The organism is Dactylosporangium sp. NPDC051485 (assembly GCF_040682015.1).
Taxonomy (GTDB): domain Bacteria; phylum Actinomycetota; class Actinomycetes; order Mycobacteriales; family Micromonosporaceae; genus Dactylosporangium.
The window spans coordinates 54665-69319 of the sequence record NZ_JBFAZW010000038.1 but is presented as its reverse complement, the minus strand read 5'-3'; the positions used below and the strand labels follow the sequence as shown (position 1 = coordinate 69319).

At 72.6% G+C, this 14655-nt stretch carries 13 protein-coding genes; 9 read left to right on the top strand and 4 right to left on the bottom strand.

Translation table 11 applies throughout. The annotated features are described in order from the left end of the window. The first annotated feature begins 81 nt into the window (after window positions 1-81). From AB0M46_RS22480 to AB0M46_RS22465, 4 genes are read left to right on the top strand one after another with little or no spacing between them, the layout of a single operon-like run. Window positions 82-2550 carry a nitrate- and nitrite sensing domain-containing protein gene (locus tag AB0M46_RS22480; RefSeq protein ID WP_363338874.1) on the top strand — a complete coding sequence of 823 codons (2469 nt, stop codon included), beginning with the start codon at window positions 82-84 and terminating at the stop codon, window positions 2548-2550. Beyond that, complete coding sequence (locus tag AB0M46_RS22475) at window positions 2551-2973, top strand: roadblock/LC7 domain-containing protein (protein ID WP_363338872.1); 423 nt, start codon at window positions 2551-2553, stop codon at window positions 2971-2973. Then, window positions 2960-3343, top strand: a complete 384-nt coding sequence (locus tag AB0M46_RS22470) for a DUF742 domain-containing protein (protein WP_363338870.1) — start codon at window positions 2960-2962, stop codon at window positions 3341-3343. Before AB0M46_RS22475 ends, AB0M46_RS22470 begins: the two co-directional genes overlap by 14 nt. Beyond that, window positions 3324-3902: an ATP/GTP-binding protein gene (locus tag AB0M46_RS22465; protein WP_363338868.1), complete on the top strand. Its 579-nt coding sequence runs from the start codon at window positions 3324-3326 to the stop codon at window positions 3900-3902. Before AB0M46_RS22470 ends, AB0M46_RS22465 begins: the two co-directional genes overlap by 20 nt. Before the next feature lie 31 nt (window positions 3903-3933). Here the strand turns inward: AB0M46_RS22465 and AB0M46_RS22460 are convergent, their stop codons facing one another. Beyond that, window positions 3934-4686, bottom strand: a complete 753-nt coding sequence (locus AB0M46_RS22460; RefSeq protein WP_363338866.1) for a matrixin family metalloprotease — start codon at window positions 4684-4686, stop codon at window positions 3934-3936. A 136-nt stretch (window positions 4687-4822) separates the two neighbouring features. On the opposite strand from AB0M46_RS22460, the gene AB0M46_RS22455 reads away from it, so the two are divergent. Further along, the gene (locus AB0M46_RS22455; protein ID WP_363338864.1) at window positions 4823-7555 is read left to right on the top strand and encodes a BTAD domain-containing putative transcriptional regulator; all 2733 of its coding nucleotides are present in this window, start codon (window positions 4823-4825) and stop codon (window positions 7553-7555) included. A gap of 140 nt (window positions 7556-7695) precedes the next feature. Continuing rightward, window positions 7696-8313 (top strand): YetF domain-containing protein, encoded by a 618-nt coding sequence (locus AB0M46_RS22450; protein WP_363338862.1) that lies wholly within the window; start codon window positions 7696-7698, stop codon window positions 8311-8313. Window positions 8314-8318: 5 nt separating this feature from the next. Here the strand turns inward: AB0M46_RS22450 and AB0M46_RS22445 are convergent, their stop codons facing one another. Then, window positions 8319-9437, bottom strand: coding sequence for an acyltransferase (locus tag AB0M46_RS22445; protein WP_363338860.1), 1119 nt, complete (start codon window positions 9435-9437; stop codon window positions 8319-8321). Window positions 9438-9650: 213 nt separating this feature from the next. Between AB0M46_RS22445 and AB0M46_RS22440 the strand changes: the two genes are divergently transcribed. Next, on the top strand, window positions 9651-10610 hold the full coding sequence (locus AB0M46_RS22440) for a DUF5996 family protein (protein WP_363338858.1): 960 nt from the start codon (window positions 9651-9653) through the stop codon (window positions 10608-10610). Here AB0M46_RS22440 and AB0M46_RS22435 read toward each other — a convergent pair. Continuing rightward, window positions 10577-11899, bottom strand: coding sequence for an FAD/NAD(P)-binding protein (locus AB0M46_RS22435; RefSeq protein ID WP_363338856.1), 1323 nt, complete (start codon window positions 11897-11899; stop codon window positions 10577-10579). The two genes, AB0M46_RS22440 and AB0M46_RS22435, sit on opposite strands and share 34 nt — an antisense overlap. Before the next feature lie 92 nt (window positions 11900-11991). Between AB0M46_RS22435 and AB0M46_RS22430 the strand changes: the two genes are divergently transcribed. Further along, on the top strand, window positions 11992-13482 hold the full coding sequence (locus tag AB0M46_RS22430) for an amino acid permease (RefSeq protein ID WP_363338854.1): 1491 nt from the start codon (window positions 11992-11994) through the stop codon (window positions 13480-13482). A gap of 49 nt (window positions 13483-13531) precedes the next feature. Continuing rightward, window positions 13532-13963: a hypothetical protein gene (locus AB0M46_RS22425; protein WP_363338852.1), complete on the top strand. Its 432-nt coding sequence runs from the start codon at window positions 13532-13534 to the stop codon at window positions 13961-13963. Here the strand turns inward: AB0M46_RS22425 and AB0M46_RS22420 are convergent. Then, complete coding sequence (locus tag AB0M46_RS22420; RefSeq protein ID WP_363338850.1) at window positions 13960-14613, bottom strand: hemerythrin domain-containing protein; 654 nt, start codon at window positions 14611-14613, stop codon at window positions 13960-13962. The genes AB0M46_RS22425 and AB0M46_RS22420 overlap by 4 nt on opposite strands. Between the last annotated feature and the right edge of the window lie 42 nt (window positions 14614-14655).

Below are 14655 nucleotides of genomic sequence, written 5' to 3'. Positions count from 1 at the left end.
GAGTAGAGCGAGTCACGGGGCGAGTCCGTTTTCGATCCCGGAACGCCTTGTTGGTGACGTACGGCCCCAGGTGTCCGTATCATGCCCGAGGCGCCACCCTTCCTGCCCCGCGACCCCGTCGAGGAACCGACCCGCATGAAGAGCCCTTCGTGGAGAATCCGCACCTGGTCGATCCGCGCGAAGATCATCACGCTGCTGGTGCCGCCGTTGGCGTCGCTGGTGGTCATGTGGGTGTTCGCCACGACGCTCACCGCCGGGGCCGCGTTCGAGCTGTTCGACAGCCAGACGTACTACGCGCTGAGCGGTAAGCCCTCCGAGAGCGTCATCGTCGAGCTGCAGCGCGAGCGCAAGCTCACCCAGGTGTACCTGGCCACGGGGCGCCAGGAGGGGCGGCCGGAGACGACGGCGCTCACCGACCAGCGGGCCAAGGCCGACGCGGTGCTCGCCGACTTCCGGCACCGGGCCGACGACTCCGACCTGCAGGACGCGATCCCGGCCGACGCCCGCGTGCTGCTGCAGCAGATCGTCGCCTCGTTCGACACGCTCGCGAACGAGCGGCAGGCGATCTCGCTCGGCCAGGTGACCCGCGTCCAGGCCATGGAGGCCTACAACAGGCCGATCGACACGATCTACCGGTGGTACAACGCGCTGCCCGGCATCAGCAACGCCCGGCTCATCCGCGGCGCGCACACGAACATCTCGACCAGCCGCGGCCGGGAGATGCTGGCCCGCGAGGACGCGATCATCAACGGGGTGGCGGCGGCCGGAAAGTTCCAGCTGGCCGAGCACGCCGACCTGATCGCGCTCATCGGGGCCAAGCGTGACGTCTACGCGAACGCGATCCCCGACCTGCCGGCCGAGGGCATGCAGATCTGGACCCCGATCGCGGCCAGCGACTCGTACAAGAAGATCGCGGAGCTCGAGAACAAGGTCATGTCGGACGCCCGGGCGGGCGCGGCGCTGCCGTTCGACGTCAACGTCTGGCGCGACGCCTACGACAAGCTGGTCGACCAGCTGCGCAACCTCGACCTGCGCTTCGGCGAGATCATCGTGGCCGAGGCCGGCCCGATCGCCACCGCGATCGTGCTGCGGATGGTCGGCGCCGGCGTGCTCGGCCTCGGCGCCGTGCTGATCTCGATCCTGCTGTCGATCCGGATCGGCCGCTCGCTGATCCGCCGCCTGGTCAACCTGCGCCAGGCCGCCCAGGACCTCGCCGACGTGCGGCTGCCCGAGGTGGTCGGCCGGCTGCGGCACGGCGAGAGCATCGACGTGGTCGCCGCGGCGCCCCCGCTGGAGTACGGCACCGACGAGATCGGCAAGGTGGGCAACGCCTTCAGCGCCGTGCAGCGCACCGCCGTGGAGTCGGCCGTGCACGAGGCCCAGCTGCGGCAGGGGCTCAACGAGGTCTTCCTCAACATCGCGCGGCGCAGCCAGACGCTGCTACACCGCCAGCTCGGGCTGCTCGACCGGATGGAGCGGCGCACCACCGACCCGGAGGAGCTCGAGGACCTCTTCCGCGTCGACCACCTCGCCACCCGCATGCGCCGCCACGCCGAGGACCTGGTCATCCTGGCCGGCGCCACCCCCGGCCGGGGCTGGCGCAACCCGGTGCCGATGGTCGACGTGATCCGCGGCGCGGTCTCCGAGGTCGAGGACTACGCCCGGGTCGGGTTCCTGGCCCTGCCGGAGGCGTCGCTCGTCGGCCGGGCCGTCGCCGACGTCATCCACCTGCTGGCCGAGGTGATCGAGAACGCCACCACGTACTCGCCGCCGCACACCCGGGTGCAGATCAGCGGGCAGCTGGTCCCGAACGGGTACGCGATCGAGATCGAGGACCGCGGCCTGGGCATGCCGCCGGAGGCGATCGAGGAGGCCAACCAGCGGCTGCTGCAGCCGCCGGACTTCGACCCGGCCAACAGCGCCCGGCTCGGCCTCTTCGTCGTGGCGCTGCTCGCCGCCCGGCACGGGGTGCGGGTGACGTTGCGGGCCTCCGCCTACGGCGGCGTCACCGCGGTCGTGCTGGTCCCGCCGCACCTGATCGCCGGCGCGACGCCCGAGCTGACCGCGTCCACCTCGGCCGAGGAGCGGCCGGCGGCCGAGGACGCGGTGCTGGAGCTCGACCCCGCCGACGCGATCCGCCCGGCGGCGGCCGGCGTGGAACTGGCCCGCGCGGAACTGGCCCGGGTGGAACCGGTGGCGCCGCCCCAGCTGTTCGCCGTACCGCGGCCAGCTCCTCCATCGCCGGTCATCCCACTCCAGCGGGTGCCGGAGCGGGTGGCCGACGAGCAGCCCGAACTCACCGACGACGGGCTGCCCCGGCGGCGGCGCCAGGCCAGCCTCGCCCCACAGCTGCGTGAACGGCCCGAGGAGGAGATGACCGTCGACGGCATCCCGGCGGCACAGTTCGAGACGACCACTGTCGGCGGGCGCTCGCCCGAGCAGACCCGGGCCATGATGACGTCGCTGCAGTCCGGCTTCACCCGCGGCCGCCGCGACGCCGGGCAGATTCCGCTCGGCGAGCCCACGAACACTCCGGAAAGGGGCGCATAGGTGACGCACTCGACGAGCCGCACCGGCAAGCTCGACTGGCTCCTCGACGATCTCGTCGAGCGGGTCGAGTCGGCGCAGCATGCCGTGGTGCTGTCCGCCGACGGGCTGCTCATGGGCGCGTCCGGTGGGCTCGGGCGCGACGACGCCGAGCACCTCTCGGCGGTCGCCTCCGGGTTTCAGAGCCTGGCCCGCAGCGCGGGGCGGCAGTTCAACGGCGGCTCGGTCCGCCAGACCATCGTGGAGATGGACAACTCGTTCCTGTTCGTCACCGCGGCCGGCCAGGGCGCCTGTCTCGCGGTGCTCAGCGCCGCCGACTCCGACATCGGCGTGATCGCCTACGAGATGGCGATGCTGGTGACCAGGGTCGGGCAGTACCTCACCGCGCCGTCGCGACCGGGCGTGTCCCACGATGCCGCAGGGTGAGCACGACTGGCTGGACTCCGACGCCGGCCCCGTGGTGCGCCCGTACGCGGTGACGGGCGGCCGGGCCAAGCCGGCGGTCGGCGCCTTCGACCTGGTCGCGTTCGTGGTGAGCCGGGCCAACGGCTCGGGCGAGCAAAACCTCCTGCCCGAGCAGCGCGCGATCCTGGCGCGCACCAGCGAGCCGGTGTCGGTCGCCGAGCTCGCCTCCCACCTCGATCTCGCGCTCGGCGTCGTGCGAGTGCTGCTGGGCGACCTGCTCCAGCAGGGGCTGATCGAGATGCACGAACCGGAGTACGACCAGTCCGTCGGGCCGCAGCGGCCCGACGATCGCATCCTCAAGGCGGTTGTCAATGGCCTCCGAGCGCTCTGACGGTCACGTCCCGCTCGCGGTGAAGATCCTCATCGCGGGCGGGTTCGGCGTCGGCAAGACCACGCTCGTCAGCGCGGTGAGCGAGATCCGTCCCCTGCAGACGGAGGAGGTGCTCACCAACGTCGGCGTCGGCATCGACGACACCCACGGCGTGGAGGCCAAGCGCACCACGACCGTCGCGATGGACTTCGGCCGGATCAGCATCAACCAGGACATCGTCCTGTATCTGTTCGGTACTCCGGGCCAGGACCGCTTCTGGTTCCTGTGGGACGAGCTGGCGCTGGGCGCCCTCGGCGCCGTCGTGCTGGCCGACACCCGCCGCCTCGACGACTGCTTCCCGTCGGTGGACTACTTCGAGCGCCGCAACACGCCGTTCCTCGTCGCCGTGAACTGTTTCGACGGCGTGCAGAAGCACAGCGCGACGCAGATCGCCAAGGCGCTCGATCTCGACCCTGACGTGCCGGTCGTGCTGTGCGACGCCCGCGACCGCCGCTCGGTCAAGGACGTGCTCATCGCCCTGGTCGAGCACGTCATGACGCTCAAGGAAGTGGCGGCCTGACGCCCAGTGGGCGCCAGGCCGCCGGGTACTGTTAGTAGTACGACTCGAGCAGGTTGTAGTCGTCGGCGTTCGGGTACTGCTGGCTGGTGCGCGCGTAGTAGAGGCAGCTGGTCGTCGACGTGTTGTGGTCGAGCCCCAGCACGTGCCCCAGCTCGTGGCACGCCGTGTTCCACTTCTGTGCCTCGGTGCCGCCGTAGAAGTCGTTGAGCTTCGTCGAGGCCGTCGAGTAGTACGTCTGCGCCGAGTTGAGCGTGCGGCTCGTCGACCCGGTCCAGCCGGTGTCGCCGTAGTTGGCGCTGGTGACCGGCACGCAGTGGGTCGGGGGGCCGTCGCAGCCCGCGGATGACGTGCGGTAGATCGAGTCGATGCCCGACGTCTCGTTCCACTTGGTGACCGAGCGGCCGACCGGCCAGCTGGCGCCGGAGCTGTCCACGAAGTCGATGACCGGGCGGACCGCGCCGTTGTAGGACCAGCGGACGAAGCAGGTCGCCGAGCTGGGCCAGGTCCGCGCGGTGCCCTTGCTGCAGGCGGCCGCCGCGGCCAGGCTCGCCGTCGCTTGGGTCCCGGCCTTGGCGTTCACCCCGCGCGAGCGCAGCCGCTGGGCCAGCGCGGCCGGGCTGACGCCGGGCGCCGGGGTGTACGAGGTCTCGGTGACCGTGCCGTCGGCGTTCTGCACGACCGAGGTCACCGCCGCGTCGGCCGGGACATCGGCGGCGTTGGCGGCGTTGGCGCCGACCGGGCCCAGCCCGGCGGTCACCGCCGCGACGGCCACGGCGGCCGTCACAAACAGACGTTGCTTGATGCGCACGCGCACTCCCAGTGTCGTGAGTCACGAGATCCGATTTGATCCCGTGGGCGTGGTTAGAGTGGCAATCCGGACTTGCGCAGACCTGTACAAAACCTGGAAGGCGTGCGTAGCCGTGCTGTTCCGCTCGCTCGGGCCGCTCAGCGTCATCGACGGCGATCAGTCACAACAGATCGGCACCCCTCGCGCCCGGGCGGTGCTGGGCCTCCTGCTGGTCCGCCGCGGCGGCCTCGTCGGGGTCGACCAGCTCGTCGATGAGATCTGGGCCGAGCAGGCCCCCGGCGACGTCCGCCCGCTGGTGCACGGTTACGTGTCCCGGGTGCGCCGCGCGCTCGGGCCCGCCGCCGCCCGGCTGGTCACCCACAAGCCCGGCTACCGGCTGGAGGTCGGCGCCGAGGAGTGGGACGTGGCGCGGTTCGAGGGCGCGGTCGCCCGAGCCCGGGCCGTGCACGCCGACGGCGCCGTGGACGACGCCGTGGCCGGGTTCGCCGAGGCGCTGGCCCTGTGGACCGGCGAGCCCTTCGCCGACGTGCCGGCCACCCCGGCGATCGCGGCGGCCACCACGGCCCTGACCGAGCTGCGGCTGGCCGCCGTGGACGAGTGGTTCGCCGCCCGGCTCGACGCCGGCGTGGACCCTCACCTGGTCGCGGACCTGGCGCGGTACCACGCCGAGCACCCCCACCGGGAGCGCCTCGCCGGGCAGCTGATGCTCGCGCTGCAGCGGTCGGGGCGGCGGGCCGACGCGCTCGGCGTCTTCCGCGACGTCCGGCGCCGGCTGGTGGACGACCTCGGCGTCGAGCCCGGGCCGGAGCTGCAGCTGCTGCACCGGCACGCGCTCGAGGCGGGCCCCGCGGCCGCCCCGTCGCGGTCGTCCTCGCTGTCGCCGTCGCCCGCGCGTTCCCGGGTGCCGGCCCAGCTGCCGCTCGGGGCCGCCGGCTTCGTCGGGCGCGAGGCGGAGCTGGCCGCCCTGGACCGGGCCCGCGAGCTGGTGGTCGTCACCGGCACGGCGGGGGTCGGCAAGTCGGCGCTCGCCGTGCACTGGGCCCGCGAGGTGCAGGACCGTTACCCCGACGGGCGGCTCTTCGCCGACCTGCGCGGGTTCGCCCCGGACCTCGCCGTCGACCCCGCCGACGCGCTGCTGCGCTTCCTGGTCGCGCTCGGCGTGCCCGAGGACCGGGTGCCGCACGGGGTGGAGGCGAGAGCCGCGCAGTACCGCAGCGTCCTGCACGGCCGGCGGGTGCTCGTGGTGCTCGACAACGCCCGCGACGTGGAGCAGGTGCGGCCGCTGCTGCCCGGGTCGGCCGGCTGCCTCGCCGTGGTCACCAGCCGGGACCGGCTGACCGGCCTGGTCGCCGTCGAGGGCGCGCACGCCGTGGCCCTCGACGCGCTCGGCGAGCCGGAGGCGGCCGGGCTGCTGGCCGCCCGGCTCGGCGCGGACCGGGTCGCCCGCCACCGCGACGCCGTGGCCCGGATCGTGCGCCGGTGCGCGGGGCTGCCGCTGGCGCTGGCCGTGGTCGCGGCCACCTCGGCGGTGCAGCCGGGCCTCTCCCTCGACGCCATCGCCGCGGACGTGGACCGCGGCTCGCTGGACGCGTTCGGCAGCAACGATCCCAGGGCGGACCTGCGGTCGGTGTTCTCGTGGTCGTACGCCACCCTGAGCCCCGGCGCGGCGGAGCTCTTCGCGCTGCTCGGCCTGCACCCGGGCCCGGACGTGTCGGTGGCCGCCGCGGCCAGCCTGGCCGGTTGCGACCTGCCGGAGGCGCAGCGGCTGCTGCTCGAGCTGGCCGCCGCGCAGCTGCTCGGCCAGCACGGGCCCGGCCGGTTCGCCGCGCACGACCTGCTGCGCGCCTACGCCGCGGAACTGGTCGCTGGCCTCGGCCCGGAAGTGAAGGCGGCCCAGGCCCGGCTGCTCGGCCACTACCTGCACACCGCCCACGCCGCCGCGTTGCACCTGGACCCCAACCGTGCCCCGATCCCGATGCCGGCCCTGCCCGACGGAGTAACCGGGCCGGAGCCGGCGGACCCCGACGAGGCGCTGGCCTGGTTCGCCGCCGAGCACGGCACCCTGGTGGCCCTCGTGCCGGCCGCGGGCTGGCGGCTGGCCTGGGCGATGAGCACGTACCTGCGCCGGGGCGGGCACGGCCGCACCTGGATCGCGGTCGCCGAGGCCGCCGCCCGGGCCGCCACCGAGCCGGTCGGCATCGCCAACGCCGCCTTCCAGGTCGCGATGGCGCACTTCCGCTACGGCGACCCGGCCGAGGTCGGCCCAGCGCTGGCGATCGCGGAGCGGCAGTTCCGGGCCCTCGACGACGCCTACGGGCTGGCCGGGACCAGCCAGCTGCAGGGGCTGCGGCACGAGCGGGAGGGCGACCTGGAGGCGGCCTACGACTGCGCCGAGCGCAGCCTCGTGTTCTACCAGCGGGCCGGGCACCTTGCGGGCCAGGGCCGGGCGCTGGCGGCGATGGCGTGGTACCAGGCCCGGCAGGGCAACCTGCGGCCGGGTCTGGAACAGGCAAGGGCCGCACTGGTACTGGCCGAGGCATCGCAGGATCGCACCAGCGCGGCCAACCTCTGGGACAGCATCGGCTTCATCCATCTGCGGCTGGACGAGCTGGTGCCCGCCGAGACGGCGTACCGGCGCTCGATCGCCCTCTATCGGGAGCTCAGCGACCGGTACAACGTCGTGGAGCCGCTCTTCGGGCTCGGCAACACGCACCGGGCGCGCGGGGACACCCAACGGGCCCTCGCGGCCTGGCGGGAGGGGTTCGCGCTGGCGGCGGAGCTGCACCATCCCGCGCTCTCGCGCCTGTGGTCCCGCTTGGCTCCGGCCGGTTATGTGGCGTTCTGAGCGAAGGGCCCGGCGCCGCCGCGCCGCGCCGCGGAGCGCCTGACAATTGGCTCATCACCGGCCCGGGTCGCGAGTCGGCGACGCCTCAGTCCGAGTTGCAACAGAGGGAGATGAGGTCCATGTGGGCTGACCTTTGGCACATGCAGATCCCGACGCTGGAGAAGGTACTCAGGACGGTGCTCGTCTACGGGGGCCTGGCGTTGTTGCTCCGCGTCGGCGGGAAACGGGATCTCGCCCAGCTCAACAGCTTCGATCTCGTGGTGATGCTGCTGCTGTCCAACGTCGTGCAGAACTCGATCATCGGCAACGACAACAGCCTTACCGGCGGTCTGCTCGGCGCGGCCGTGCTCGTCGCGGTCAACGGCGTCATGGTGCGTGTGGTCAACCGGCATCCGCGGCTGACCCGGATCTTCGAGGGGGCGGAGACCGTCCTCGTCCGCGACGGCGCGGTTGACCACAAGGTGCTGCACCGGATGGGGCTTCGCCAGGCGGACGTCGCCGCGGCCCTGCGCCGCCAAGGCGCCGGCGACCTGCACGAGGTCAAGAAGGCCACGATCGCCCCGGGCGGCGCGATCGTGGTCACCTTGACCGAGGAGGCACAGGACGTCACCCGCCGGGATCTCCACAACGATCGCGAAGCGCTGCTCAACGACATCCGTGCGGAGATTCAGGCTGCCGTCGCGGGTCTCGAAGCGCGCCTCGCCGACCGTCTGCCCAAGCCGCCTGCCGCCGCCCCGGCCACCGGCCAGGCACCGTAGCGTGGCTATCCTGCGCCCCGCGCCGCGACCGTGGCCTCGACGGGGACGCGGTCGCTGGCGGCAGCGCGTTGCGTCGGCAACAGTGTCGGCCGGCGGCGGGCGGCGAGGTCCTCCACCGGCCCCAGCACCAGCACCGGCACGCAGAGCAGGACCAGCGCCACGCTGAAGTACCCCAGCTGCGTCCAAGACCCGAGCTGCCAGACGCGCAGCAGGTCGCCGACCCCGAAGCACAGGGCGATGGCGATGTTGTGCCAGAGATAGATCGTTACCGCGCGGGCGTTGAGCACGCTGACCGCGCTGTCCAGCAGCCGGAACCGGGGCAGCCACCGCATCGCCGGCGCCGCCCGCAGGAGCAGCATCGCGAACCCGAGCGAGTACAGGCCCTGCGCGAGCGGGATGTCGTTGAGGTTGCCGCTGCCGTCCTCGGCCGGGTGCGTCACCGCCCACCCGGCACCCGCCGCCATGCAGCCGCCGGCCAGCACGGCCACCAGCGCCGGGTGCAGGCGCCGAAGCGCGCCGGTGCGGTGCGCGAACCCCACCATCCAGCACGCCCCGAACGTGGCCACGTCGAGCACGACCGCCGCGGCCCGCGAGCCGAGCAGGTCCAGGCCGGCATGCCCGGGCGCCAGCTGGGTGGCGGCCAGCGCCGCCAGCGGCAGGGCCGTCGCGACGAGTGGCAGCCGGCGGAACAGCCGCCAGGCCAGGGGCGACAGCAGCACCAGCCAGAGATACGTCACGAGGTACCACAGGACCACGGTCGCGTCGCCGGCCCAGGCACTGCCGGGCGGATCGGCCAGCGGCACCAGCCAGAACACCAGCAGGCGCAGATCCCGGCCGTTCGGGTCGGCCGTCGTCCACCCGTGCCACAGCATCACCGGCACGAGGAACGCCGCGAGCACCCACAACGCGGGCAGTAACCGCCGGATGCGGCTGGTCACCGCCGGCGCCGTCGAGCGCTGCAGCGACGACGCCATCAGCGAGCCGCCCAAGGCGAACATGACGCCCATCGCGGGGAACGCGTAACTGAGCCACCCGACGCTGAACATGTGGAACACCACGACCCGGATGATCGCCACAGCGCGCAGTACATCCAGATACCGATCCCGGCCGGCAGGCAACGTCACCTACGCCATGGTGGCCACCGGAAGGCGCGCTCGCCGACGCTTTGCCCAGACATACCCAACCCGCCGACCCCGGACGGCGGACGCCTCCGGGACTGTGGATCTTCTCGTCGGCCGCGTTGCGGCGGGTGGGCCGCGCATGATCGGGTCCGTTTCGGGCAGCGCTGTCTTTGTCCGATGGCAGGAGCCGATGCCGCGATGCGGGGGAGGTCGGAGATGACCAGTGAGCAGAGGCAGTGGGCGGCCCTTCCGGTCGCCGATTGGGAGCCCACGTACGACACGCTGCACATGTACACCCAGGTCGTCGGGAAGATCTCGCTGGCGTTGCGGCCGATGACGAACCACTGGTGGCAGGTCGCGCTGGAGCTTTCTGCCAGGGGTTTGCGGACCGGGGCCATCCCGCACGGCGCCCGTACCTTCGACATGGAGTTCGATTTCCTCGACCATGCGCTGCATATCGACGCCGAGGGTGGACAGCGGCGCACCGTACCGCTGGGCGGGTCCGTGCGCGACTTCTACACCGCCACGATGACGGCGCTGGACGATCTGGGGCTGCACGTGCCGATCTGGACCGTGCCGGTGGAGGTGGCGGATCCGATTCCGTTCGACCAGGACACCGTGCATGCCACATATGACCCGGCCCAGGTGGAGCGGTACTGGCACGTCCTGTGCCAGGTCGAGGGGATCTTCGACGAGTTCCGGGCCCGCTTCACCGGGAAGGCCAGCCCGGTGCAGTTCTACTGGGGCTCGTTCGACCTCGCTACGACGCGCTACTCCGGCCGGCCCACCGAGCCGCCGCCGAACGCTGACACGATCACCCGGTTCAGCTACACCGCCGAGCAGAGCTCGCTCGGTTTCTGGCCCGGCGGCACCTGGCTCAACGGCATGCGCGTCGAGCAGCCGGTCTTCTACTCCTACACCTATCCGGAGCCGCCGGGGGTCCGTAACCAGCCGGTCAGCCCGGCGCCGGCGTCCTTCGACACCGGACTCGGCGAGTTCGTGTTGCGCTACGACGACGTCCGGCTGGCGGACGACCCGCGCCGGGCGATCCTCGAGTTCGCCCAGACCACGTACGAAGCGGGTGCCCGGCTCCAGCATTGGCCGCGCGACCTGCTCGAATGGACGCCGCCAGTGCCACCCAGCTACCGCCGGGCGATGGCCTCAACGGGCAGCTGAACCGATCCGACCACCTCGGACAGGGCCTTGGCCTGGGCGCGGATCTCCGGCACCGCGGTCGTCTCCCACCAGGCGCCGCGGCGGGTCGGGCCCAGCGCGAAGAGTCGCTCGGAGGGCTCCCCGCCCCGCTCGATGAGCCGGCCCAGCCCGTCGACGTCCAGCCCGATGCCGGTCGCGTCCCGGCGGGCGAGGCCGTCGTCGAGCAGCGCCCGGCCCAGCGTGGTGGTGGCCGCCCCGCCGGGGCCGGTGCAGTTCACGATCGCGCCGACCGGCCACGTCTCGTCGTCGACGGTGACGACGAAGCCGCGCTCGCCGCGGCGGATCGCGCGGATCTTGCCCGCGGTGATCCGCAGGGCGCCGTCCGCGCGCATCCGCTGGACCCGCTCGGCGATGCCGGGGGCCATGCGGTGGCGGTGGACCTCCCAGTAGGCCGCGACGTGACGCAGGAAGCGCTGGCGGGCGTCGACGGACAGCTGCCACCAGAGCCGGTCGATCTGCGGGCGGATGGCGTCGACGGCGCTGCGCCAGTCGGGCTGGGTGGCCGCGTACGTGCGCACCGCCCGCAGCAGGCCGGCCGCGTCGGTGCCGTGGTAGGCGAAGGCGGCGTCGCCGGGCGGCTGGTGCTCCAGGTGCGGCTGGGGGACCAGGCCCCGGCGGGACACGGCGAGCACCGGGGCGCGGCGGCCCCGCCCGCCGAGGGTGAGGGCGACGTCGAGCGCGGTCAGGCCCGTGCCGATCAGCAGCGCCGGCAGGTCGCCCGGAACCCGGTCCAGCGCGCCCGGCAGCCACGGGTTTCCCACATAGTAGGGGTGGGTGCGCACGGCGGAGGTGATCGCCAGCGGGCCGGCCGGGGCGCCGTGGCCGAGGGCCAGCACCACCCGGTCGGCGGGCAGCGTGCCGCCGCCGCGCAGCAGCACCGTGCCGTCGGCCCGCACGCGGGTGGCGACCCCGCGGACGTGGACGAAGCTCACCCGCCCCAGCCGGTCGTGCAGGTAGTCGCCGTAGACCCGGCGCGGGGCGAAGTCCGCCGGGCCGACGGGAATGCCCTGCTCGCGGCACCAGTTCACGAAGTCGCCGGGCTCGTCGGCCAGCGCGCTCATCGCCGCGGCGCGGGAATTGAGCAGATGGGCGGGGTCCACGGTGCGGTATGCCGCGCCGCGCCCGAGCGAGCCGGTCGGCGCCGGATCGACGATCACCACCTTCCGCGCGGGGTCCTCGCGCAGGTGAATCGCCGCCAGCGCCCCGCTACAGCCGCCGCCCACCACGACGGTGGTATCCGCCCTTCCCATGGCTCGCCGCCCTTCGTCAAAATCCTATTTAACAGATAGATTTAATGGTACTGCGGGAAGCCTCCGACGTGTAGTTGGCAGATCCTCTGGGCATGTCGGGTGACATGTCCTCGCTTTTTCGCACCAAATCGGTCGAACAGTCGATGCGGGACACCGACGAGCCCGGCCGCAAGCTGCACAAGAACCTCTCCGCCTTCGACCTGACCGTCTTCGGCGTCGGGGTGATCATCGGCACCGGCATCTTCGTGCTCACGGGGCAGCAGGCGGCCCGCAACGCCGGCCCCGCGATCGTGCTGTCCTTCACCCTCGCCGGGGTCGTCTGCGCGCTCGCCGCCCTCTGCTACGCGGAGTTCGCCTCCACGGTGCCGGTGGCCGGCTCGGCGTACACCTTCTCCTACGCCACCCTCGGCCAGTTCGTGGCGTGGATCATCGGGTGGGACCTGTGCCTGGAGCTGGCCCTCGGCGCGGCCGTGGTGTCGCGGGGCTGGTCGGCGTACCTCCAGGCGCTCTTCGACCTGCCGAGCTGGCTGGCCGGCGACAAGGCCCGCCCCGACTTCGGCGCCGCGTTCATCGTCGTGGCCCTCACCGTCGTGGCGATCCTCGGCGCCAAGCTCTCCGGCCGGGTGACCGGCGCGCTGGTGATCGTCAAGGTGGCCGTGGTCCTCTTCGTCATCGGCCTGGGCCTGTTCTTCATCAAGGCGGCGAACTACACCCCGTTCATCCCGCCGGCCCAGCCCGCGACGAAGGAGTCGGGCGGCTCGGCGCCGCTGCTGCAGGTGCTCGCCGGGATCACGCCGCAGCACTTCGGCTGGTTCGGCATCGTGGCGGCGGCCTCGATCGTCTTCTTCGCGTACATCGGCTTCGACGTCGTGGCGACCACCGCCGAGGAGACCCGCCGGCCGCAGCGCGACGTGCCGCTGGGCATCATCGGCTCGCTGGTCATCTGCGCCGTGCTCTACGTGGGCGTGTCCGCGGTGGTGACCGGCATGGCGCACTACGGCGACCTGGACACCGCCGCGCCGCTGGCCAAGGCCTTCGACCTCGCGGGGCAGGGCTGGGCGGCCCACCTGATCTCGCTCGGCGCGGTCTGCGGCATCACGTCGGTCATCCTGGTACTGCTGCTGGGCCAGGCCCGGGTCTCCTTCGCGATGGCCCGCGACGGGCTGCTGCCGCCGGTGCTGGCGAAGGTCCACCCGCGCTACGGCACGCCATGGGTGATGTCGTCGATCACCGGCGCGGTCGTGATGGTGCTCGCCGCCTTCGTGCCGCTGTCCGAGCTGTCCGAGCTGACCAGCATCGGCACGCTGTTCGCCTTCGTGGTGGTCTCGATCGGCGTGGCGGTGCTCCGGCGGACCCGGCCCGACCTGCCGCGGGCCTTCAAGGCGCCGCTGGTGCCGTGGCTGCCGGCGGCGAGCGTGCTGGCCAGCGTCTGGCTGATGCTCAACCTGCCGGTGATCACCTGGGTGCGGTTCCTGGTCTGGATGGTGATCGGCCTGGTGCTGTACTTCGCCTACGGCATGCGCCGGGCCAAGCTCTCCATCGAGCGGCAGGAGGCGTCGACGCCCACGGCGCCGTCCACATAGGCGGTCTCCGGGTGGCGGTTCGCCCCATATTGCGGGAAAGTTGACGGTCATGAGCGAATGGGGCCTGCACTCGGACGACTACCACCTGGACATCGGCCCGGACGACGTGGCCGACCCGCAGGCGGTCTTCGGCCACGACCCGGTGACCTCGTTCACCTACGGCACCGCCGGCCTGTCGGCGGCCGACGACGGCGACGGCATCTCGGCCGGGGGCATGGGCGGGGACACCGAGACGGCCGGGTACGACGCCGACGGCGACGGCCACACCGACATGCTGCTCGCCGACACCGACCACGACGGCCGGACCGACGTGGCGATGTGGGACACCAACCACGACGGCCTGGTCGACCGGGTCGCCTACGACCAGGACCACGACGGCCGGATCGACCTGATCTACCACGACGACGACTTCGACGGGCACGTCGACCGCATCGAGACGGCCGACGGGTCCGAGGAGCTGCCGGGCTACGCGTCGAACTAAACGCGGACTTCCCGCATGCGCTTGGCGTAGGAGCGCTTGCCGACCGTGTGCCACAGGATGCGCGCCGGCAGCGGCAGCAGCCCCAGGAAGCGGGCGGTCTCCTCCGGCGTGGCGTCCTCCAGCATGGCGCCGAGCAGGAACAGCAGCTTGTTCTTCGGGGTATTGGCCAGCCCGCGCTCGCCGAGCTCGGCCCATTCGGCGGCCGTGATGTGCTCGGCGACCAGCGGCAGGATGTGCCGCTCCTCGTCGTCGAGGTGCACCAGGAGCTGCTCGCGGTGCCGGCGCAGCGCCTCGACCAGCGCGGCCCGCTCCGCCTCGCCGGCCCCGCGCTCCCAGGCGGCCAGGCACCGCCCGACGTCCTCCAGCCCCTCGGCCACGACGTGGTGCTGCTGCTCCATGCGCAGGACCGTCTCGGCGTCGAGGTCGACGCGGGCCAGCAGCTTGGGCCAGAGCAGGTCGTCCTCGCCGGTGTGGTGGTGGTGCAGGCCCTCGACGTAGTCCCGGGCCAGCCCCGTCAGCAGCGCCGCCCGCGCGGTGTCCCCGGCCGGGCACGCGGCCACGGACTCGGCCAGGTTGCGCGACTCCCGCCGGAAGATGCGGTGCACGACGACCATCTCCTGCACCCAGGGCCGCTCGACGGTGGTGGTCATGTCAGGAACTCCTTCGCTCGTTGTTGTCCGCCGACTGTCAGC